The sequence below is a fragment of the Geobacillus sp. B4113_201601 genome, from assembly GCF_001587475.1.
Taxonomy (GTDB): Bacteria; Bacillota; Bacilli; order Bacillales; family Anoxybacillaceae; genus Geobacillus; species Geobacillus icigianus.
Genome location: NZ_LQYX01000025.1, coordinates 1 through 19,637, shown reverse-complemented (window position 1 = coordinate 19,637; position 19,637 = coordinate 1). Strand labels below are relative to the sequence as shown.

General features: G+C 52.0%; 16 protein-coding genes and 4 pseudogenes. 13 read left to right on the top strand and 7 right to left on the bottom strand.

Annotated elements, in window-relative coordinates; all coding sequences use genetic code 11:
• Window positions 1-242: 242 nt before the first annotated feature.
• The 5 genes and pseudogenes from B4113_RS03355 to B4113_RS21100 all read left to right on the top strand — a co-directional run.
• Window positions 243-1,226 carry an MBL fold metallo-hydrolase gene (locus B4113_RS03355; RefSeq protein WP_033843743.1) on the top strand — a complete coding sequence of 328 codons (984 nt, stop codon included), beginning with the start codon at window positions 243-245 and terminating at the stop codon, window positions 1,224-1,226.
• Window positions 1,227-1,396: 170 nt separating this feature from the next.
• Complete coding sequence (locus B4113_RS03350; protein WP_033843744.1) at window positions 1,397-2,647, top strand: triacylglycerol lipase; 1,251 nt, start codon at window positions 1,397-1,399, stop codon at window positions 2,645-2,647.
• Window positions 2,648-3,165: 518 nt separating this feature from the next.
• Window positions 3,166-3,471, top strand: a complete 306-nt coding sequence (locus B4113_RS03345) for a 4a-hydroxytetrahydrobiopterin dehydratase (protein WP_033843746.1) — start codon at window positions 3,166-3,168, stop codon at window positions 3,469-3,471.
• A pseudogene (locus B4113_RS21105) lies at window positions 3,468-3,563 on the top strand (SDR family NAD(P)-dependent oxidoreductase); the annotation flags it as partial. The gene B4113_RS03345 and the pseudogene B4113_RS21105, both read left to right, overlap by 4 nt.
• Window positions 3,564-3,604: 41 nt before the next feature.
• A pseudogene (locus B4113_RS21100) lies at window positions 3,605-3,745 on the top strand (SDR family oxidoreductase); the annotation flags it as partial.
• Between the two features lie 218 nt (window positions 3,746-3,963).
• Here the strand turns inward: B4113_RS21100 and B4113_RS03335 are convergent.
• A complete protein-coding gene (locus B4113_RS03335; RefSeq protein WP_033843749.1) occupies window positions 3,964-4,491 on the bottom strand; it encodes a YceI family protein in 528 nt (175 codons plus the stop codon).
• A gap of 163 nt (window positions 4,492-4,654) precedes the next feature.
• On the opposite strand from B4113_RS03335, the gene B4113_RS03330 reads away from it, so the two are divergent.
• The 4 genes and pseudogenes from B4113_RS03330 to B4113_RS21090 form a co-directional block, all read left to right on the top strand.
• Window positions 4,655-5,512 (top strand): MurR/RpiR family transcriptional regulator, encoded by an 858-nt coding sequence (locus B4113_RS03330; RefSeq protein WP_033844898.1) that lies wholly within the window; start codon window positions 4,655-4,657, stop codon window positions 5,510-5,512.
• A gap of 134 nt (window positions 5,513-5,646) precedes the next feature.
• Entirely contained in the window at window positions 5,647-6,534 is an 888-nt protein-coding gene (gene murQ, locus B4113_RS03325) for an N-acetylmuramic acid 6-phosphate etherase (RefSeq protein ID WP_031409052.1), read from the top strand.
• A 24-nt stretch (window positions 6,535-6,558) separates the two neighbouring features.
• Window positions 6,559-6,639, top strand: a pseudogene (locus tag B4113_RS21095) (hypothetical protein); the annotation flags it as partial.
• Window positions 6,640-6,699: 60 nt separating this feature from the next.
• Window positions 6,700-6,900: pseudogene (locus B4113_RS21090) on the top strand (phospho-sugar glycosidase domain-containing protein); the annotation flags it as partial.
• Between the two features lie 132 nt (window positions 6,901-7,032).
• Here the strand turns inward: B4113_RS21090 and B4113_RS03315 are convergent.
• The 6 genes from B4113_RS03315 to B4113_RS03290 form a co-directional block, all read right to left on the bottom strand.
• Window positions 7,033-7,938, bottom strand: coding sequence for a response regulator (locus tag B4113_RS03315; RefSeq protein ID WP_033844899.1), 906 nt, complete (start codon window positions 7,936-7,938; stop codon window positions 7,033-7,035).
• A gap of 38 nt (window positions 7,939-7,976) precedes the next feature.
• Window positions 7,977-9,236, bottom strand: a complete 1,260-nt coding sequence (locus B4113_RS03310; protein ID WP_051962816.1) for a HAMP domain-containing sensor histidine kinase — start codon at window positions 9,234-9,236, stop codon at window positions 7,977-7,979.
• A gap of 210 nt (window positions 9,237-9,446) precedes the next feature.
• Complete coding sequence (locus tag B4113_RS03305; protein WP_033019134.1) at window positions 9,447-10,097, bottom strand: amino acid ABC transporter permease; 651 nt, start codon at window positions 10,095-10,097, stop codon at window positions 9,447-9,449.
• Window positions 10,098-10,113: 16 nt separating this feature from the next.
• Window positions 10,114-10,767, bottom strand: coding sequence for an amino acid ABC transporter permease (locus B4113_RS03300; protein ID WP_031409063.1), 654 nt, complete (start codon window positions 10,765-10,767; stop codon window positions 10,114-10,116).
• An 84-nt stretch (window positions 10,768-10,851) separates the two neighbouring features.
• Window positions 10,852-11,697, bottom strand: a complete 846-nt coding sequence (locus B4113_RS03295; RefSeq protein ID WP_033843753.1) for a glutamate ABC transporter substrate-binding protein — start codon at window positions 11,695-11,697, stop codon at window positions 10,852-10,854.
• A 28-nt stretch (window positions 11,698-11,725) separates the two neighbouring features.
• Entirely contained in the window at window positions 11,726-12,454 is a 729-nt protein-coding gene (locus B4113_RS03290; protein ID WP_031409067.1) for an amino acid ABC transporter ATP-binding protein, read from the bottom strand.
• A 300-nt stretch (window positions 12,455-12,754) separates the two neighbouring features.
• Here B4113_RS03290 and B4113_RS03285 point away from each other — a divergent pair, with 300 nt between their 5' ends.
• The 4 genes from B4113_RS03285 to celB all read left to right on the top strand — a co-directional run bounded on the left by B4113_RS03285 (window position 12,755) and on the right by celB (window position 19,429).
• Entirely contained in the window at window positions 12,755-14,470 is a 1,716-nt protein-coding gene (locus B4113_RS03285) for a sigma-54-dependent Fis family transcriptional regulator (RefSeq protein ID WP_033843754.1), read from the top strand.
• Between the two features lie 254 nt (window positions 14,471-14,724).
• Window positions 14,725-15,912, top strand: a complete 1,188-nt coding sequence (locus tag B4113_RS03280) for an iron-containing alcohol dehydrogenase (protein WP_033019130.1) — start codon at window positions 14,725-14,727, stop codon at window positions 15,910-15,912.
• A gap of 189 nt (window positions 15,913-16,101) precedes the next feature.
• Window positions 16,102-17,565 (top strand): CoA-acylating methylmalonate-semialdehyde dehydrogenase, encoded by a 1,464-nt coding sequence (locus B4113_RS03275; RefSeq protein ID WP_033019129.1) that lies wholly within the window; start codon window positions 16,102-16,104, stop codon window positions 17,563-17,565.
• A 556-nt stretch (window positions 17,566-18,121) separates the two neighbouring features.
• Window positions 18,122-19,429, top strand: coding sequence for a PTS cellobiose transporter subunit IIC (gene celB, locus B4113_RS03270; protein WP_033843757.1), 1,308 nt, complete (start codon window positions 18,122-18,124; stop codon window positions 19,427-19,429).
• The last annotated feature ends 208 nt before the right edge of the window (window positions 19,430-19,637 follow it).

Genomic DNA, 19,637 nt, shown 5'->3' with positions numbered 1-19,637 from the left:
CTTGAGCAACGGACATTGCACTCTTCTTGACAAAAAGCTGCACATCCTCGTTCGCATGTCATTTCCGAAAGAAGTCTCCCAAGAAACGTGAAAGGCACAACTCTGGCAAGCAGGGAAGGCGATTATCGATTGGCCAACACCGTCCGATCTTCCATCCATTGAACGAACAGCTTTGAATCGAAAGAATAGGTAGAACATCGCCAGCTCTCAAGAAATGGCGAAAGGCAAGGGGAGGAGAAGAAATGGCGTCTACGCTGGTGGAAACGATCGGGGAGGGGATGTACCGTGTTCCGATTCCCGTCCCGTTTCCGATGAAACATGTCTACTGTTACGTGTATCAGGAGGCAGACGGCTGGAGTATTGTGGACGTTGGGTTTCGCGATCGCGAGGCGATGCGCGCCTGGGAGTCAGCGTTTCGAGAGCTGGGAATAAAGCCTCGCCATGTTCGTGCCATTTATCTTACCCATTTTCATCCGGATCATTTTGGCTTGGCTGGCTGGATGCAGCAGCAAACCGAGGCTCCTGTGTGGATCAGCGCGCCCGATTATCACATGGCAGAACGGGTCTGGGGGGAAGAAGGCATCCAAGCAGGCGAGGTGGCGGCTTTGTTTCGCCGCCATGGTGCGCCAGAGGAACTGACAGCGGAAATAGAGAAAGACATGTGGAAGCTGTCGATGCGTGTGAGTCCGCTCCCGGTGCTCACTGTCTTGGACGCTTCCGACATTGTGCTTGGACAGCGGCGGTGGACGATTGTCCCGGTTCCCGGTCATAGTGATGGACTCATCAGTTTTTATCAGCCCGAATTGCGTCAATTGATCGCGTCGGACCACGTGCTTGATCGCATTACCCCGAATATTGGTGTATGGCCGGGAGCCGACCCGAACCCGTTGCAGCAATATTTCACTTCTTTGCGCAAAGTCGAGGAGTTGGAAGTGGATATCGCTTGGCCTGCCCATGGCCGGGCCATCCACCAGTTTCGCGAGCGGGTCAGCGCTATTGTCCGCCACCACGGACAGCGGTTGCAAGCCATAAAAGCGCTTGCGACGGCTCGGGTGACCGCCTACGACATCGCGCGGCGCTTGTTTGACCATAAGCGATTGACTCCGATCCAATGGCGATTGGCGATCGCCGAGACGCTCGCGCATTTAGAGTATTTAGTATCGACTGGAGAATTGGAAAAAGAGGAGCATCAGCGCACTATCTTCTATGAGCAACCGGCTCGCTAACTTGGCTGGCGCCGTCCATTATATTGTTTTAAATAGGCTTGGTAAAAGGGAAACGGTTCGGTGTAACGCGCTGGCTTGTTCATGTCGAAATCCCGACAATTGCGGGGATTGAAGGGGAATGGTTTTATAGATAAAATATTCAGGTAATTCAGAATGATGGGGGGAGCATAATGAAACGCTGTCGGGTTCTGTTTCTGTTGCTCGGATTATGGTTTGTGTTCGGCCTATCGGTCGCGGGAGGGCGGGCCGAAGCGGCAGCTTCGCGCGCCAATGATGCCCCCATCGTGCTTCTCCACGGTTTTACCGGTTGGGGAAGGGACGAAATGGTTGGATTTAAGTACTGGGGCGGCGTGCGCGGCGATATCGAGCAATGGTTGAACGACAACGGTTATCGAACTTATACGCTGGCGGTCGGACCGCTCTCAAGCAATTGGGACCGAGCGTGTGAAGCGTATGCTCAGCTTGTCGGCGGGACGGTCGATTACGGGGCAGCCCATGCGGCAAAGCACGGTCATGCGCGGTTTGGCCGCACGTATCCCGGCCTGTTGCCAGAATTGAAACAGGGCGGCCTCATTCATATCATCGCCCATAGCCAAGGAGGACAGACGGCCCGCTTGCTTGTCTCACTCCTAGAGAATGGCAGCCAAGAAGAGCGGGAGTACGCCAAGGCGCACAATGTGTCGTTGTCACCGTTGTTCGAAGGCGGCCATCGTTTCGTGTTAAGCGTGACGACGATCGCCACTCCTCATGACGGAACGACGCTTGTCAATATGGTCGATTTCACCGCCCGCTTCTTTGACTTGCAAAAAGCGGTGCTGAAAACGGCGGCTGTCGCCAGCAATGTGCCTTACACAGACAGCGTGTACGACTTCAAACTCGACCAATGGGGACTGCGCCGAAAGCCGGGTGAATCGTTCGACCATTATGTGGAACGGCTCAAGCGCTCCCCGGTTTGGACGTCCACAGATACCGCCCGCTACGATTTATCCATCCCCGGCGCTGAAGCGTTGAATCGGTGGGTGCAAGCGAGTCCCAACACGTATTATTTGAGTTTTTCCACCGAGCGAACGGAGCAAGGTGCATGGACCGGAAACCATTATCCGGAGCTCGGCATGAACGCGTTTAGTGCGGTCGTTTGCGCTCCGTTTCTCGGTTCGTACCGCAATCCGGCGCTCGGCGTTGACGATCGCTGGCTTGAAAACGACGGCATCGTCAATACGGTTTCGATGAACGGTCCAAAACGTGGGTCGAGCGATCGAATCGTGCCGTATGATGGGACAATACGAAAAGGGGTTTGGAATGACATGGGAACGTACAATGTCGATCATTTGGAAGTCATTGGCGTTGACCCGAATCCGTTGTTTCCGATTCGTTCCTTTTATTTGCGCCTTGCCGAGCAGTTGGCAGGCTTGCGGCCTTAAAACAAGCATTGGGCGAAAAAGCCATCCCGATCGGATGGCTTTTACTGTGAAAACTCGCCGGTGTATCGTGATTTTCATGTTTGGGTGGAGGGCAAAGCGTTGCTCATAGACCTTTTAGTGAACATGCGCTGCCTTGATCCGTCATTTTTATGCGAAGCTATATAAGTTGAAATTTTATTTTACATCCTGCTGATTCCTCTCATATCGGCTTGTACTTAGATGAAACCCGCAACGAAAAATCGGAAATTCTTTATTGTAACTTATAGAAGCAAGGGCTTATGAATGTTTTTTGCAGAGCAAGCGCGTAAGCTGTATGACGGCCGCGGATGTCCGATGGTATAATAAGGGGAAAGCAGGCGGATGGGGGATGGGCGCGAAGCCGATCGAGCGGCAAAAGAACGGTATACGTTTATGGCAAGTGGGTGGAAGATCATCAACGGCGTGCCCTACAACATGACACCAGCTCCTTCATTTGTCCATCAGTATTTCAAAGGAATCATAGAGAGTGAGGGATCACAGTGCGGTTAACCGAAGAGGAAGTGCAAGCGCTGCTTGCCGAGACAGACGGCTGGAAGCTCACCGATGAGCGATGGATCGTGAAAAAATACCGCTTTCAAGACTACTTGCAAGGCATTGAGTTCGTCGGGCGAATCGCTGCGATTTCCGAAAACGCCAACCACCATCCGTTCATTTCCATCGACTACAAGTTGATCACGGTGAAGCTGTCTTCGTGGCGTGCGAAAGGGTTGACGACGCTCGATTTTGACTTGGCGAAGCAGTATGATGAGGTGTATGAGCAGATGAAGCAGGGGGAAGGGGAATGATCGTGCATCGCACAGCCCTCGTTACCGGAGCGGCGCGGGGGATCGGCTATGAAGTGGCAAAAACGTTGGCAACCAACGGCGTGAACGTCGTGCTTGCCGACTTGAAGCAGGAAGAGGTGGAACGGGCGGCAGAGTCGTTTACCCGCTCGTGCCGCAGCGGCGGCTCTTGTCCGTTGAAGAAGTCGCCCATTATGTTCTCTTTTTGGCAGGCGAACAAGCGAAAGGTATCACCGGGCAGGCGGTCGTGATCGATGGCGGATATACGGCGCAATGAGGCGAAACAGAATGCTGGCATCGCACAGCGGTTTCGTTTCAAAGCCGAAAAGGGCTGACTCTGAAGGTGATCCGCCAGAACAGGTGGTCGAAATGGTTTTGTGCGCGGCTTATAGGAAAAGGGGATCCGCCTTCAATGCAGCATCGTGTTGTTCGATGTGTGTATAGCGCAAAAGAAGGTGTCCCGAGGCAACGGGACACCTTCTTCGCTACGGACGCTCAGCTGAGGGCGAACTCAAAGCTGGCGTTGAGTTTTACCTCTTTTCCGACAAGGAATCCGCCAGTTTCGAGCGCGACGTTCCATACCAATCCGTAATCTTCACGATTGATCGTTCCTTCGACGTCAAAGCCGACGGTGATGCCGCCGGTCAGCGGGTTTTTCACTTGACCGTTGTATTCGACTTTGAACGTTTCCGTTCTCGTCACGCCGCGAATCGTCAGCTGTCCAGTCACTTCATATTCGGTGTCGGACAGTTTGCGCACCGAGTCGCTGACAAAGGTGATGGTCGGATGGTTTTCCACATCGAAAAAGTCAGCTGAGCGGAGGTGGTTGTCGCGGTCGGTGTTTTTCGTATCGATTGAAGCGGCGTCAACCGTCACCTTTACTTTCAGCGACTCCAGTTCATTCACATCGCCTTGCACGTCGACGTCAAAGTTGGTAAATTCCCCTTTTGCTTTGGAAATCATCATATGCCGGACTTGAAAAGTGATCGAGCTGTGCGCTTTGTCAAGTTGGAATGTTGTCATTGTTCTCCCCCTCTTGGTTACTTCATCATCCCATCATTATCATAGCAAATATATATCTTGAATTCAAACATTTTTTATTCAAGTTTTTTTGGGGTGTAGAGTCCAAAGGGATATCCATGATAAGATGGAAATAGCAACAGTGGCCGGAAAGGATGGGACCATGATGAATGAAATAGGGATCTTAGCGAAAATCGAACAGCAGCTCGAGCAATTGTCACCGGCGGAACAAAAAGTGGCTGCCTATCTTCTTCGCCATGCGGAGCTGATTCCGACGATGACCACCAAAGAGTTGGCACGGGCAGCTGATACAAGCGAGGCGAGTGTCGTTCGCTTTTGCAAGGCGATCGGCATCGGCAGCTTTCCGGGATTGAAGCTGGCGCTTGCCCGTGAGTTGGCGATGGCGGATATGAACATTAATGATTTTTCCATCATTGACAAGCCGAATGCGCCGTATGAGCTGTTTATGAAAGTGACCTATGTGAATAAGGCGGCCATTGAGGCGACGACGACAACACTCGATAAGCGCGAGTTAGAAAAAGCCGCTGAGGCGATGATCAAAGCCAAGAAGATGGTTTTTTACGGAGTAGGCGGCTCCGCGGCCGCAGCGGTGGACGCTAGTTATAAGTTTACGAAGCTTGGCTACATGGCGGCAACATCGCCTGATTTTCATACGATGCTGCCACTGGTGGCCCATTTGCAAGAAGGAGATGTGTTCGTCGCCATATCGACGTCAGGGCGGACGAAAGATGTATTGGAGATCGCCCGGTTTGCCAAAAAGCAGCAGGCGACGGTCATTGCCATTACAAAGCTTGATCCTTCATCACCGTTATATAAGGAAGCGGATATTCGACTTGCGCTGCCGGATGTTGAGCAAGACCATCGCATTGGCAGTATGGCATCGAGAATGGTGCAGCTCAACGTGATCGATGCCTTGTATTTGATTACGTTCCATCGGGTGGGAAGCCGGGTCATTGAACGATTTCATCAAACAAGAGAAGAAGTGGTGCGGTTGCGGAGGTAAAGCGGGTCTGAGACGGGCCCGCTTTTTTTGTGGGAATGTTTCAAACAAAAAAGAATAGATTGATATTTTATTTCATAAATTTATAATATAATTATGAAATATAATTTCTTAAAACGTGCAAAGAGGTGACAAAATTGCTTGAACATCTTGCGACAGAACAACGAAACGAAAAAACGAAACATTTGGATGAAATGACGACAAAAGAAATTTTGCACGTCATGAACGAGGAAGATCAGGCCGCAGTTGCCGCAGTAGCTGAGCAACTTGATTGTATTGAAAAAGTCGTCCATCTTGTCATCGCCGCATTTCGGCGCGGCGGGCGGTTGATTTACGTCGGGGCGGGGACGAGCGGCCGGCTCGGATTGCTTGATGCGGTCGAATGCCCGCCGACATTTGGAACTGAACCGTCCATGGTGCAGGCGGTCCTTGCCGGAGGACCGGAAGCGATTGCGAAGGCGGTGGAAGGAGCGGAAGATGATGAAGAGGCTGCTGTTCGCGATTTACAGGCAGTCGGCTTGACGGAAAACGATGTTGTCATCGGCATTGCAGCAAGCGGCCGAACGCCATATGTGGTCAGCGCCCTTCGTTATGCCAAACAAATCGGGGCATCGACCGGAAGCATCGCCTGCAATAAAGGAGCCGCCATCAGTCAGTATGCCGATGCGGCGGTGGAAATCGAAACAGGGCCGGAAGTGTTGGCTGGTTCAACGAGGTTAAAAGCTGGGACAGCGCAAAAAATGGTGCTCAACATGATTTCTACGGCAGCGATGGTCGGTATTGGCAAAGTGTATGGGAACTGGATGGTCGATGTACAGGCGACAAATGAAAAGTTAAAAGAGCGGGCCAAGCGCATTTTAATAGAGGCGACAGGAGTCAGCGCCGAAGAGGCGTCCCGCTATTATGAACAGGCCAAAGGGGAGGTGAAAACGGCGATCGTGATGATTTTGCGCCAATGCGGTTATGAAGAGGCAAAAAAACGACTGCAACAAGCAAAGGGGTTTGTGCGTAAAGCGCTTGAATAACGAAATAAGGGGGAGAGAACGATCATGACTCGAGAACAACAAATTGCCATATCGATACTTCAGTACGTTGGGGGAAAAGAAAACATCATCCGCATTGCCCATTGCATGACGCGGGTGCGCGTGTCACTGCGGGATCCGGGCAAAGCGAACATGGACGCACAGCCTCTCCCCCCGGTGCCGCGTCGGGCAGGCCGAATCACGATCGATAACGAACGTTATGGCCGGTACGCCGGTGAACTGCAAATGACTTTGGTTGACCTCCCGCCCGATGACCGAGTCAATGTGATCGGTGAGGTGATCGAGGAAGATGTATCGCTGCTTCGCTTCGTTCATGGCGGCCGCCGCTTTTGTCTCATTCGTTGGTAGCAGGAAGACTCCATCGGTTGCTAGCGTGATGAAGATATAGAGAGGTGGCTGCCTGATTCTTTGTCGCGCCTAGGGGCAACGAGGGCAAGCCCATGGCCTGCCCTCGACCTTGAAAAGGCGTATCATCACCCGCTAGATTCGTTTCAGTTCGAGAAAAAAAGCGGTTAAAAACTTGCGCACATTCATCCGGCATTCCGTCTCGTTCTGGCCTCGCTCGAGTTCTTTCATGCGCCGGCGGATGTCCGCAAAATCAAACAGTCTTGGCGCGAAATGCTCAAACGTCGGATTGGTGTAATCGGTGAGGCCGAGGGAGGCGAGATGGGAGAACGCCTGCAAGACAAGCCGACGGATGCGCTGTTCCATCGCTCGCGCTTCTTTGCTTGTTTCCGCAGGCGACAGGCCATATTCCCGCCTAACGAGTTCCGCGTATAGCTCTTTCAACGGCGGCAGTTCCCGCACCGGACGGCCTTTTGCTTCCTGTTCGGCCAGCCAGCGCATCACAAGAAGCACATCCGCGCTGCCCGCCTCGCCGGCGACGCCAAGAAGAAGGAGAAGCTGCTCAGCCTGCTGTTCAATAGCGGCTTGGTTCGGAATGGATTCACGAGCGGCCGACGGCGGCTCAAAACCTTTTAGCACTTGGCGGATCGACTCAAGCGAACGGATGGCTGACATATGATCGGCGACCCGCTTGAGCACGGACAGCACTTCGTAGCGGTTGATCGGTTTTTGAATGTACGTGTCGATGCCTTGCAAATAGGCGTGGCCGATCATTTCTTTGTTTTCGACTTGAGAAATCATGATAAAGGTTCCGGCAAATCCTTCTTCCCGCAGCGCCTTGATCGTTTGAATGCCGTCGCGCCCCGGCATGAGTAAATCGATGAGCACGACATCGACGTCAAGCAAATCGGCGGTGCGGACGTTGAAGCCGTCCTCAGCGAAGCCGACCACCTCGCCGAGCCCTGATTCATGGATTAACTTTTCCAGCATCTTTCGGACTGCGGGGTCGTCTTCGATGAGAAAAAAACGAAGTCCTCCCATCCCTCTGTTCTCCCCTTTCTTGATGGTGCCGCGGCCATTCAAACAAGATGTGCCCCTTGCGGCGGTACAGGTGGATGCTCGTTCTGAAAGGCATCGGTTTGCGCCTCTAGCAGGCGGGACGTCGGAACAACGAAGCGAAAGACGGTCTGGCCCGGTTCGCTTTTGACGAGCTGCAGATGACCGCCGAGCGCTTGGGAGATGTCACGGGCATGGGTCAGTCCAATTCCTGTTGATGGATTGCCTCGGCGGTCGTATTTCGTCGTAAAGCCTGGTTGGAAAATCCAGGCGATATCATCAGCGGAGATGCCGGGGCCGTCATCTTCCACTTCGATGACCAAGCCGTTTCCTTCCAAGCGGGCTCGCAGTTCGACTGCTCCGTTTTTGCGAATGGCTTCGACCGCATTGGACACCAAATTGTTCAATACGGAAAGTAGTGGATAGAGCTGATCAGTGGCCAAGTCGATCTGTCCGTGATAGGAAAACGTGATCGCTTTTCCGGACAGGCTGGCGTATTTTTCGTTGGCGCGAATCACCATCGCACACAATTCAGCGATGGGAATGCGCCCCCTTCCTGACTGGCGGCCGATCAGTTTGGACAGACCGGCGAAAATGCGCTGCATATCCTTTTTTGTTTCATGAATATGTTCGGCAAGGTCGAGGGCGATGCGCGGTTCAACCGGTTTGCCTTCCACAAGGCGCGAGTACAGATCATAACTTTGGCGCGTCATGTCTTCCATGAGCGCCATCGATTTTTGCAAGTAAACCATCTCTTCGTAAAGCCCGCTGTTGACCATCATCAGCCGCTCAAGCTCTTCTTTTCTTGCCTCGGCCAGCGAGCGGACATGTTTGGTCATCCACATATTGTAAACGCCAATGACACAGAAACTGCGCAAAATAGCAAACAGCGACAGCACGACGAGCATGTGGCCGCTAAACGGGAACGATTCTCCCATTCCGTAGCGAATGGCAAGCTCGCAGCCGTTGGCGAGAAAGTCCAGCGCCGCTCCCATCACTCCCGCGCGGATGGGCGCCGCCATTTGCCGGCGAAAGTGAACCATGGCCGCCATAGCCGCAAAGCTGATGTAATATCCGGCGGCCGGAAGGTGAATCCATAGGCTTTCTGATGTGGATGTTTCCCCCGTTAAGACGTCGAGAAAAACGCGAAACCCGACGACCACCGCTCCGGTGCTTGCGCCGATGACAAGCGGGGGAAGGGAAGAAAAGGCGACCAACCCAAGAACAAAAACGGCGCTGCCGAGCGAGACGCGAAACGGGCTGTCAAACGGGTTCATTTTCATTTCGCCCAGAAACGCGGTCGCCGAAAGCAAAAGCAAAAGAAGCCAAACAGGTTCTTTTTTCGCGAGTGTCAGTGGACGTCACCGCCTTTGTGAAAGTCATGGCCTAGTTTGCAACTCTATTATATAACAGAAAAGCGAAAACAACGGCCTTTTTTCAAAGATAGCAAGAAAAAACCGTATGCCCCAGCTGAAGAAGGGGATACGGTTCCATCACCGCTGGCGGTATTCCAATCGCCGCGAGACGAGTGACAGCGAATAGTTGACGATAAAATACATGAACGCAACGAGAAGAAAAATCGGAATGACGAAATTGACGTTGCGCCCGTTAATGATTTGCGCATGGTTCATCAATTCGGGCAAGGAGATGACAATGGCCAGCGATGTATCTTTTAATAAGGAAATAAACTGGCTGACGATCGGCGGCACCATGCGTCGCAACGCTTGCGGCAAAATGATGTACCATAACGTCTGCCCATACGTAAGCCCCGATGAACGCGCCGCCTCGATTTGCCCTTTATCGATCGACTGCAGGCCGCTGCGGACAATTTCTGACAACATGGCCGATTCAAAAATGACCAAGGCCGAAATGGCTGCGTATAGTTTATCGAGCTTCAAGCCGACTTCCGGAAGGGCGAAATACGTAAAGAAAATGATCAAGAGCAGCGGCAAATTCCGGATTGTTTCGACCAGCACGGCGAGCAGTTGAGAAAGCACCGGGATTTTTGTGTAGCGAATGACCCCGATGATAATGCCGAAGATAAAACTCAAAGCAATGGAAATGAACGCCACTTCCAATGTGACGAGAAACCCTTGAAGCAAAAACTTCAAATGGGCGGGCGTGTAGGCACCGGCAAAATCCATGATGCACCCTCCTTTCCTACCGCGCCTTGAGCAGCCGGCGTTCTAAGTAGCCGACACCAAGGCTGAGCGGGATCGTTAAGACGAGGTAAAACAAGGCGACGAAAATATAGACGTCAAAGGTGACAAACGTTTTCGAGGAAATGAGATCGCCGAAATACATCAAATCAAGCCCGGCAATGACGCCAAGAACGGACGAATTTTTTACCAAATTGATGAACTGATTGCCAAGCGGTGGAATGACGATTTTCACCGCCTGCGGCAAGATGACGTAACGCATCGCCTGCAAATAGGTCAACCCGGACGAGCGCGCCGCTTCCATTTGTCCTTTCGGCACTGCTTGGATGCCCGAGCGGATCGCTTCGGCAATAAACGCAGCGGTATACACCATCAGTCCGAGCGTTCCGGCGGTAAACGAGTCAAAGCGAATGCCGATGGCGGGCAAGCCCATAAAAAAAACAAAAACGATTAAGACAAGCGGAATGTTGCGGATGAATTCTACGTACGCCGTTCCGATCCAATTGAGCGGACGAATCGGCGCGATGCGGAAAATGGCGATGATGGTCCCAAGGGCCAAGCTGCCGATGAGAGCCAGCACGCTGGCTAAAATCGTATGGCCAAATCCTTGCATATACAAATCCCAATGTTCCACCAAAATGGAAAAGCGCAGCACGGCGATCAACCTCCTTTCTTCGCTGAATGAAGGGCTTTGGGCAAACAGGTGGGCGGATGCGTCCCGCCCACCGTGTTTCGCCTGTCATTGTTGCGGTTTTTTGCCGATCCATTTTTCGTAGATCTTATCGTATTCGCCGTTTTCTTTAATTTCTTTTAAGTATTCATTGATGACTTGCAGCAGTTCTTTGTCCCCTTTGCGGACGGCGATGCCGTACGGCTCTTCGGTGAACGTTTCATCAAGGACGCGGTAGTTCGGGTCTTGTTTTGCCATCCCCCAAAGCAGCGCGTTGTCCGTTGTCAGCGCATCGCCTTGGCCGGCTTTTAACGCGGTAAACGCTTCTGCATAGTTTTCAAATTCAAGCACGTTGACTTGCGGTGCTGCTTTGCGGATGTTTTCCGCCGATGTCGAGCCTTTCGCCGTCAGAACGGTCATGCCTTTTTTCAAGTCTTTCACGCTGTTGATCGGGCTGTCTTTTTTGACAAGCAGCGATTGCCCAGCCATAAAGTACACATCCGAGAAATCCACTTCTTTTTTCCGTTCTTCATTGATCGTCATGGTGGCGATAATGGCGTCAATTTCCCCGTTGTTCAGCATCGGGATGCGCGTTTTGGATGTCACTTCTTTCAATTCAATTTTGTTTTCATCGCCAAGAATTTTTTTCGCCAACCCTTTGGCAATATCGATATCAAATCCTTCCACTTTGCCGGTTTCCGGATTTTTCAATCCAAATAAGTTCAAATCGTATTTGACGCCAACGACAAGTTTGCCGCGTTGTTTAATTTTTTCAAGTGTATTGGTCGCTTTCGTTGTTTCGGACGATGTTCCGCCTTCTCCTTTGTCCGTCGTGCTGCAGCCTGTCAAGGCGACAGCGCTCAATAAGGCCGTTAAGGCGACGGTAATCCACCATTTCCATGCTTTCTTTCTCATGAGCAAAACCCCCTTTGATTGACCGGAATTAATGGTTTAAAATGCGGCTTAAAAAGACACGCGCCCGTTCCTCTTTCGGGGCCGCGAAAAACTCCTCAGGCGGTGCTTCCTCTAAAATGCGCCCTTGATCCATAAAGACGATGCGATCGGCCACCTCGCGGGCAAACCCCATCTCATGGGTGACGACAACCATCGTCATCCCTTCTTTCGCCAGTTGTTTCATGACATCAAGCACCTCGCCGATCGTTTCCGGGTCAAGCGCCGATGTCGGTTCGTCAAACAGCATGATTTTCGGTTTCATCGCCAATCCGCGGGCGATGGCGACGCGTTGCTGCTGGCCGCCGGAGAGCGCGGACGGGTAAGCGTTTGCTTTATCTGGAATGCCGACTTTTTCGAGATAATACATGGCGATGTCATTGGCCTCTTTTTCCGACATGCCGAGCACTTTGCGCGGCGCCAACGTGATGTTTTGCAAGACGGTCATATGCGGGTATAAGTTGAAATGTTGGAACACCATGCCGATATTGCGCCGCAGTTCATTGATGTTGATCTGTTTGTCATTCACTTTGACGCCGTCAACGATCAACTCGCCGCTTGAGATCGTCTCGAGCCGGTTGATGCAGCGCACAAGCGTGCTTTTGCCTGAGCCGGATGGCCCGATGATGACGACGACTTCTCCTTGGTTGATCGTCAAGTTAATGTCTTTGAGCACATGAAAATCGCCGTAGTATTTGTTGACCTGGTGGAAATAAATCAATATCCCCCCTCCTTTGTGACAAATTTGTGAATGTTTTTCGAATTCATTGTAAATATGCGCCTACGAAAATCTACGGAAATCTACAAAAAATTTTGCTTGTTTGCAAAAAATCATCGATTCCAACACTTCTTGCCGGTTTGCGGTTTTCACGAAAAAAGGTCCATGGGTAGCGCGGTCCGCTCTCGACACGGAGATGAAAATGGCTGCTTGCTGACGGGATTTTCACGAAAAAAAACAGAAGGATTTTTTGAGGCCAGTAGCGAACGGTACGTGAAAAAGGAACAGGGAAGGGGGATCACGATGACGGTGGGTCATGGCGCATCAGTGACCCTTGGCCGCCATCAAACGTTGCAGCAGGCGGCTCAGTTGCTGGTGGCGCACGGGATGGACGCCGTTGATGTCGTCGATGAATGCGGGAGCTCGGTCGGTCGATGCACGTGGCGGATGCTGCTATGGGCGGTGGCGCATGGAATGGATCGCATGATGACAGTGGAAGAGGTATTGGCGGCGTTTTCGATCGAGGGCGGGACGGGGCCGAAAGAGGAAGGCACGGAAGCACCCGACGCCAAAGAGGATTCAAGGGCAACGGCCGAGCTTGAACGACTGCGGTGTGAGTTGGAAGAAACACAGCGCTTGGCGGAAACGATGAAAACGGTGCTGGATGCGGCGTATGAAGGGGTCGTCGTCGTTGATGGAGATGGCGTCGTTCGGGAAATCAACCGGGCGTACTGCCAGTTCCTCGGCATCCGCCGAGAGGATGCGATCGGCAAGCATGTGACGGAAGTGATCGAAAATACCCGTTTGCATATTTGTGTGCAATCCGGTATTCCAGAGCGTGGATATATTCAAAAAATTTACGGCCAGCCGATGGTCGTGCATCGCATTCCGATTTGGCGTGACGGCAAAGTCATCGGAGCGATTGGGATGCTCATTTTCCAAGGGGTGTCGGAAGTATACGAAATTTTCCGGCGCCTGCAAGAGCTGTCGCGCGAGGCAAGCCGGAAGGAGAAAAACGGGACGGCAGCGCCAAAACAAGAGGCGGCCACCTCCGCCGCCGTAGGGGTGGAGCGCATCATCAGCCGCCATCCGACGATCGTTGCGGTGAAACAAATGATCCGCCGGGCGGCGCGTGTGCCGTCGACCGTGCTCATTACCGGCGAAAGCGGAACGGGGAAGGAAGTGGCGGCGCGGGCGATTCATGAGGCGGGTCCGCGTGCGGACGGGCCGTTTGTCAGTATCAACTGCGCCGCCATCCCGGAAGCGCTTTTGGAAGCAGAACTGTTTGGCTATGAGGACGGAGCGTTCACCGGTGCGAGAAAAGGGGGGAAACCGGGCAAGTTTCAGCTCGCCCATGGGGGGACGCTGTTTTTAGACGAAATCGGTGATATGCCGCTTGCGATGCAGGCGAAGATGTTGCGCGTGCTTGAGGAAAAGAAAGTGGAAAAAGTGGGCGGGGTATCGGGGACAGAGGTGGACGTGCGCATTATTGCTGCGACGAACAAACCGCTCGAGGAGATGGTGCGAGGCGGAACGTTCCGCGAAGATTTGTTTTACCGCCTGAACATTATCCGCATCCATCTCCCGCCGCTGCGTGAGCGGAAGTCGGATATCCCCGCCCTCATCGCGCATCATATGGAACGGCTTTGCCAGCAGTATGGGGTTCGGGGGAAATCTTTTTCAAAAGAGGCGATGGAGGTGTTGGTCAGCTATTCATGGCCAGGCAACATTCGTGAGCTGGTCAATGTCATCGAGTGGCTCATTAGTATGGTGGAAGGGGAGAAGATTGAGCGCGAACATTTGCCTGCCTATTTGTCCGCCATTCAGCCGATGGCGGCATCTATGCCATATGGCGGTGCGAACATCGCCGACCGGTGGAAAGAAATGGTCTACCAATCCGAACGCGAACGCATTGCTGCCGCCCTTGTCGCGGCGAACGGCAATAAGGCGGAAGCGGCGAGGAGACTTGGCATTCACCGATCTACATTATATGAAAAATTAAAAAAGTATGGATTTTGAGCGTTCTCCGCTGAGAAGGGGGGTTCTCGGTCCATGATGATCAACAACGGCAGACTGACCGTTGTTTCTTTTTTGTTGAGGGGAAAAGGGTGTCGGGAGAATGTCGGGTAATGTAGGGGATGTGTAGGTAAAGTGTGGGTGGGATTCCGTTAAGGAGATGGAAAATTCCTAATCATAACACGTTTCTAGTTTGGCATAAAGTTTGCATATAGAAGATATTGAAAACGATATCAAAGGAAGAGGGTGACGGAACAATGTACGAGCTGTTGGTGCCGAACCGGGTTATTTATGGGTGCGAAACGTTTCGTGAAGTCGGCGGGCAAGCGAAAGCGCTCGGGTCGAAAGCGTTCATTGTCAGCGATCCGGTGATGGAGAACATCGGTCTGGTCGCCCGCTGTGAACAATATTTGCAGGAAGCGGGGGTGCCATTTGCCAAGTATACAGGGGTCGACAAAGAACCGACGGATGTCCATGTAAATGAGGCGCTTGACGTCTGCCGGAGCGAACGATGTGACGTCATCATCGCTCTTGGCGGCGGCAGCAGCATCGATGCCGCGAAGGCGGTGGCAGTGATGATGACGAATGAGGGAACGATCAGCGACTATGTTGGCAACGCTAGGATGTTCACGAAAAAACCAGTGCCGCTCATCGCCATTCCGACGACGGCCGGCACCGGTTCCGAAGTGACGAAAGTGACAGTCATTATTGATACGAAGACAGACGTCAAAATTATGATTTCCCAGCCGGCGCTCCTTCCGGCCGTGGCGATCGTTGACCCGCTTCTTACTGTCTCATGCCCGCCATCCGTCACCGCGGCGACCGGTGTCGATGCGCTTTGCCACGCGATCGAGGCGTATATTTCCCGACGCGCCCATCCGGTGACCGATGTGTTGGCGCTATCCGCCATTGAGGCGATCATCGGTCATTTGCGCCGGGCGTACGAAAACGGTCAAGACATCGAAGCGCGGGAGAAAATGGCGATCGCGGCGATGAAGGCCGGCATGGCGTTCTCGAACGCCTCGGTGACGCTCGTGCACGGCATGTCGCGGCCGATCGGCGCGCTTTTCCACGTGCCGCACGGCGTGTCCAATGCGATGCTGCTGCCAGGGGTGCTTGAATTTACAAAAGACAGCGCCAGAGAACGGTTGGCGGTGATTGCCCGGCTCATCAACCCGCAGCTGAAGGACGTTTCTGATGCCGAAGCGGCCGATGCGCTTGTTGAAGAAGTGAAACAGCTTTGCCGTGATTTGCACATCCCGAATATGAAAACATGGGGCATTGACAAAGCGGCATTCGACAAAGCGGTTGATAAAATGGCGGCTGATGCGCTGGCAAGCGGCAGTCCAGCGAATAACCCGAGAGTGCCGACGCACGAGGAAATTGTGGCATTGTACCATTATTGTTACGACTATGAGTACAACACGAAAACCGTCAGTTCGTGAATCAGATGGCGATTGCAGGACGCATGACAGCGGCCAGCCGCAAACAGACGGCAAAGGACGCCGCTTTTTGGAAGCGTTCAGCTTGCCAACTGTTCCCGCACAAGGCAGCATTCGCCGCTGAATCGATCACGCTTGTGCGCGTTCATGAGCCAATCTGTCGAAAAACCGATGAGAAAGGTGGTTTCATTCATGAGTTCTGTCACCGAAACAAAAACATTGAAAAACTTCATTGCCGGCCAATGGGTCGCTTCGACATCCGGAAAAGAAGAAATCGTGCCGAACCCGGCGACGGGAGAAGTGTTGGCCAAAGTGCCTCTCTCTTCGCGCGAGGAGCTGGATGCGGCGGTGGCGGCTGCGAAGGAAGCGTTCCGCGAATGGCGGAAAGTGCCGGTTCCGCGCCGCGCCCGCATTTTGTTCCGCTACCAGCAGCTGCTTGTCGAGCATTGGGAAGAGTTGGCTAGAATGGTGACGCTAGAAAACGGCAAAGTATACGAGGACGCGTACGGCGAGGTGCAGCGCGGCATTGAATGCGTCGAGTTTGCGGCAGGGATTCCGACGCTCATGATGGGGCAGCAGCTGCCGGATATCGCGACCGGCATTGAATCGGGCATGTATCGCTATCCGCTCGGCGTCGTCGCTGGGATTACGCCGTTTAACTTCCCAATGATGGTGCCGTGCTGGATGTTCCCGCTCGCCATCGCTTGCGGCAATACGTTTGTACTGAAGCCGTCCGAGCGGACTCCTATGTTGGCCAATCGTCTGGCGGAGCTGTTCACCGAAGCCGGCCTGCCGCCGGGAGTGCTGAATATTGTCCACGGAGCGCACGAGGTCGTGAACGGCATTTTAGAACATAAAGACATTAAAGCCGTCTCGTTCGTCGGCTCGCAGCCGGTTGCGGAGTACGTATACAGGACAGCCGCCGCCCACGGCAAGCGGGTGCAGGCGCTCGCCGGTGCGAAAAACCATTCGATCGTTATGCCGGACACCGATCTTGATCTGGCGGTGACGAACATCATCAACGCCGCCTTTGGTTCGGCGGGTGAGCGGTGCATGGCGTGCTCGGTCGTTGTCGCTGTCGGTGATATCGCTGATGAGTTGGTGGAGCGGCTCAAACAGGCTGCTGACCGCATCCAAATCGGCAACGGGCTTGACCAAGGCGTCTTTTTGGGCCCGGTCATCCGCGAGGCGCATAAAGAACGGACGATCAAATACATTGAAATCGGCGAAAAAGAAGGCGCGCTCCTTGTCCGCGACGGCCGCCGCGACTCGGCGACAAGCGGCAAAGGCTACTTTATCGGCCCGACGATTTTTGACCATGTCAAGCCGGGCATGACGATCTGGACGGATGAAATTTTCGCTCCGGTTCTCTCGGTCGTCCGGGCCCGCGATTTGGACGAAGCGATTGAGATCGCCAACCGGTCGGAGTTCGCCAACGGCGCCTGCATTTACACCGACAGCGCCAAAGCGATCCGCCAGTTCCGCGAAGAAATCGACGCGGGCATGCTTGGCGTCAACGTCGCCGTCCCCGCGCCGATGGCCTTTTTCCCGTTCTCGGGCTACAAAAACTCGTTCTATGGCGACCTTCATGCCAACGGCCGCGACGGCGTCGAGTTTTACACGAGAAAGAAAATGGTGACGGCGAGATATCAGTAAGCGAATGATGAAGAAAGGGTGTCCCAAATGTAGCAGGGCACCCTTTTTTACTACATATGTCCCTCCTCTCACCACTACTCATTTATTCTAGTTTTTTAATGGAGGTACCGTTGAGTTAGACTCTTTTCGCGAAAATTCTAATTTGGTGAGTGGCGATTTTCGTGCCCGGGTGGAGCACAGAAGGTAGCCCATAGGTCGTTCGGTGAAAATCCCGTGCCGGTGAACAGTGATTTTCATGCTAGGCGGGAGCGAAATTTACTCATGGATGTTTTGGATCATGTTTGCTTCCGAGTTGTTTTTATGTTTGTTGAGGCATGGAATACAAAAAAAACAAGTAAAGATGTCCATAGTTAAAGGGTGTTTAGCTGTTCGGATGCTAGATTGCCTTCAGAGATTATTAAAAGATGTCAACAATGCTTAGGACAAAATTGTAATATTTAACAATCATGATTGTAAGCGTTTTATTATAAAATTGTACATGAGAAGGATATGATTGGTAGAAGTGTTTGTTGGGTTATGGGTATGACCAGACTATAAAGAGTAGGGAGGCGAATACATGAATAGGTTCATGAGATTTCTAGATGAAAAGTTTATGCCTGTTGCGGCAAGGGTAGGAGAACAGCGGCATCTACAGGCGATCCGCGATGGTATCATTATGACAGTCCCTTTAGTCATTATTGGATCACTTTTCCTGATCATCGCCTTTCTTCCTATTAAGGGGTATGAATCATTTATGTCAAGCTTGTTTGGGGGTAACTGGCAAAAAAACCTGCTTTACCCGGTTGGTGCGACATTTGACTTGCTTGCTATATTTGTAGCTTTTGGAGTTGCCTATCGACTGGCTGAAAGATATAAATTAGACTCAGTATCCATTGCGATCGTTTCAGTCGCCTGCTTTCTGTTAGCGACACCTTACAAAATCTCCTTCACTCCTCCAGAAACAGACAAAGTTTATCAAGTCGATGGAATTCCAACTGCACTAACGGGGAGCAAGGGAATGTTTGTCGCTATTATTATCGCTATTTTAACAACAGAAATTTATCGTATTGTTGTCAAGAGAAATATGGTCATTAAGATGCCAGCCGGTGTACCCCCAGCTGTAGCTAGGTCGTTTGCTGCCTTGTTGCCAGGGATGGCGGCCATAATAACCGTTTGGTTGTTGCGGTTGTTGCTTCAAGTTACCCCGTTCGAAAACATGCACAACATTGTCTTCACTCTCTTAGGAAAGCCTCTTTCTCTCCTTGGAGGTTCGTTGGCCGGGGCCGTTATCGCAGTGGTTATCGCGCAGATGTTGTGGGTAACAGGCATCCACGGACAGGCCATTGTGTGGGGAATTATGTCGCCTGTTTGGTTGGCGCTTGTAGATGAAAATCGGCTTGCCTTTACGTCCGGAAAAGAAATCCCCCATATCATAAATGTTCAGTTTATGGATATCTTTTATTCTATTGGAGGTTCAGGGACAACACTCGGTTTGGCACTCTTGCTTTTATTTAAGTCACGCAGCAAACAGGTAAAGCAACTAGGAAGGCTGGCAATTGCCCCGGGATTGTTCAATATTAATGAACCAATTATTTTTGGGCTGCCTATGGTGATGAATCCGGTTATGATGATACCGTTTATTCTCGTTCCAGTGGTTATTGTTACAGTTTCGTACTTTGCAATGGATTTAGGTTTAGTCGCAAAAACAGCTGGAGTGATGGTCCCTTGGACAGCACCTGTAGGAATAGGGGGATTTCTAGCTACGGGGGGTAAATTTTCAGGAGCGGTATTGCAGTTATTCAATGTGGCTTTATCAGCAACATTATATTATCCATTTTTTAGAATATGGGATAACCAAAAATATAAAGAAGAACAACAATCTTAAATATAAATTCAAATTGACTTCATATTCATCGCATGTGTTTTTTTTAAAGTGTCAACAACCCCCTTGACAAAGTCGCGTTTACTTCTCATTGAAGGCCGGTTGTAAGCGTTTTAAGATAAAGGTACAGTCAAACAAAAAGGAGCATTCCCGTTAGGAGCTTTTCCGGGGACTTGATCAAAAAAAGCCCTCTTGGTATGATGCAGGGGTG

Excerpts from the sequence above, each read along its gene's own strand:
- B4113_RS03285 (WP_033843754.1), top strand. The coding sequence starts at position 12,755 with ATGACGGTGGGTCATGGCGCATCAGTGACCCTTGGCCGCCATCAAACG.
- celB (WP_033843757.1), top strand. The coding sequence starts at position 18,122 with ATGAATAGGTTCATGAGATTTCTAGATGAAAAGTTTATGCCTGTTGCG.
- B4113_RS03330 (WP_033844898.1), top strand. The coding sequence starts at position 4,655 with ATGAATGAAATAGGGATCTTAGCGAAAATCGAACAGCAGCTCGAGCAA.
- B4113_RS03305 (WP_033019134.1), bottom strand. The coding sequence starts at position 10,097 with ATGGATTTTGCCGGTGCCTACACGCCCGCCCATTTGAAGTTTTTGCTT.
- B4113_RS03315 (WP_033844899.1), bottom strand. The coding sequence starts at position 7,938 with ATGGGAGGACTTCGTTTTTTTCTCATCGAAGACGACCCCGCAGTCCGA.
- B4113_RS03275 (WP_033019129.1), top strand. The coding sequence starts at position 16,102 with ATGAGTTCTGTCACCGAAACAAAAACATTGAAAAACTTCATTGCCGGC.
- B4113_RS03335 (WP_033843749.1), bottom strand. The coding sequence starts at position 4,491 with ATGACAACATTCCAACTTGACAAAGCGCACAGCTCGATCACTTTTCAA.
- B4113_RS03350 (WP_033843744.1), top strand. The coding sequence starts at position 1,397 with ATGAAACGCTGTCGGGTTCTGTTTCTGTTGCTCGGATTATGGTTTGTG.
- B4113_RS03295 (WP_033843753.1), bottom strand. The coding sequence starts at position 11,697 with ATGAGAAAGAAAGCATGGAAATGGTGGATTACCGTCGCCTTAACGGCC.
- B4113_RS03280 (WP_033019130.1), top strand. The coding sequence starts at position 14,725 with ATGTACGAGCTGTTGGTGCCGAACCGGGTTATTTATGGGTGCGAAACG.
- B4113_RS03355 (WP_033843743.1), top strand. The coding sequence starts at position 243 with ATGGCGTCTACGCTGGTGGAAACGATCGGGGAGGGGATGTACCGTGTT.
- B4113_RS03310 (WP_051962816.1), bottom strand. The coding sequence starts at position 9,236 with ATGAAAATGAACCCGTTTGACAGCCCGTTTCGCGTCTCGCTCGGCAGC.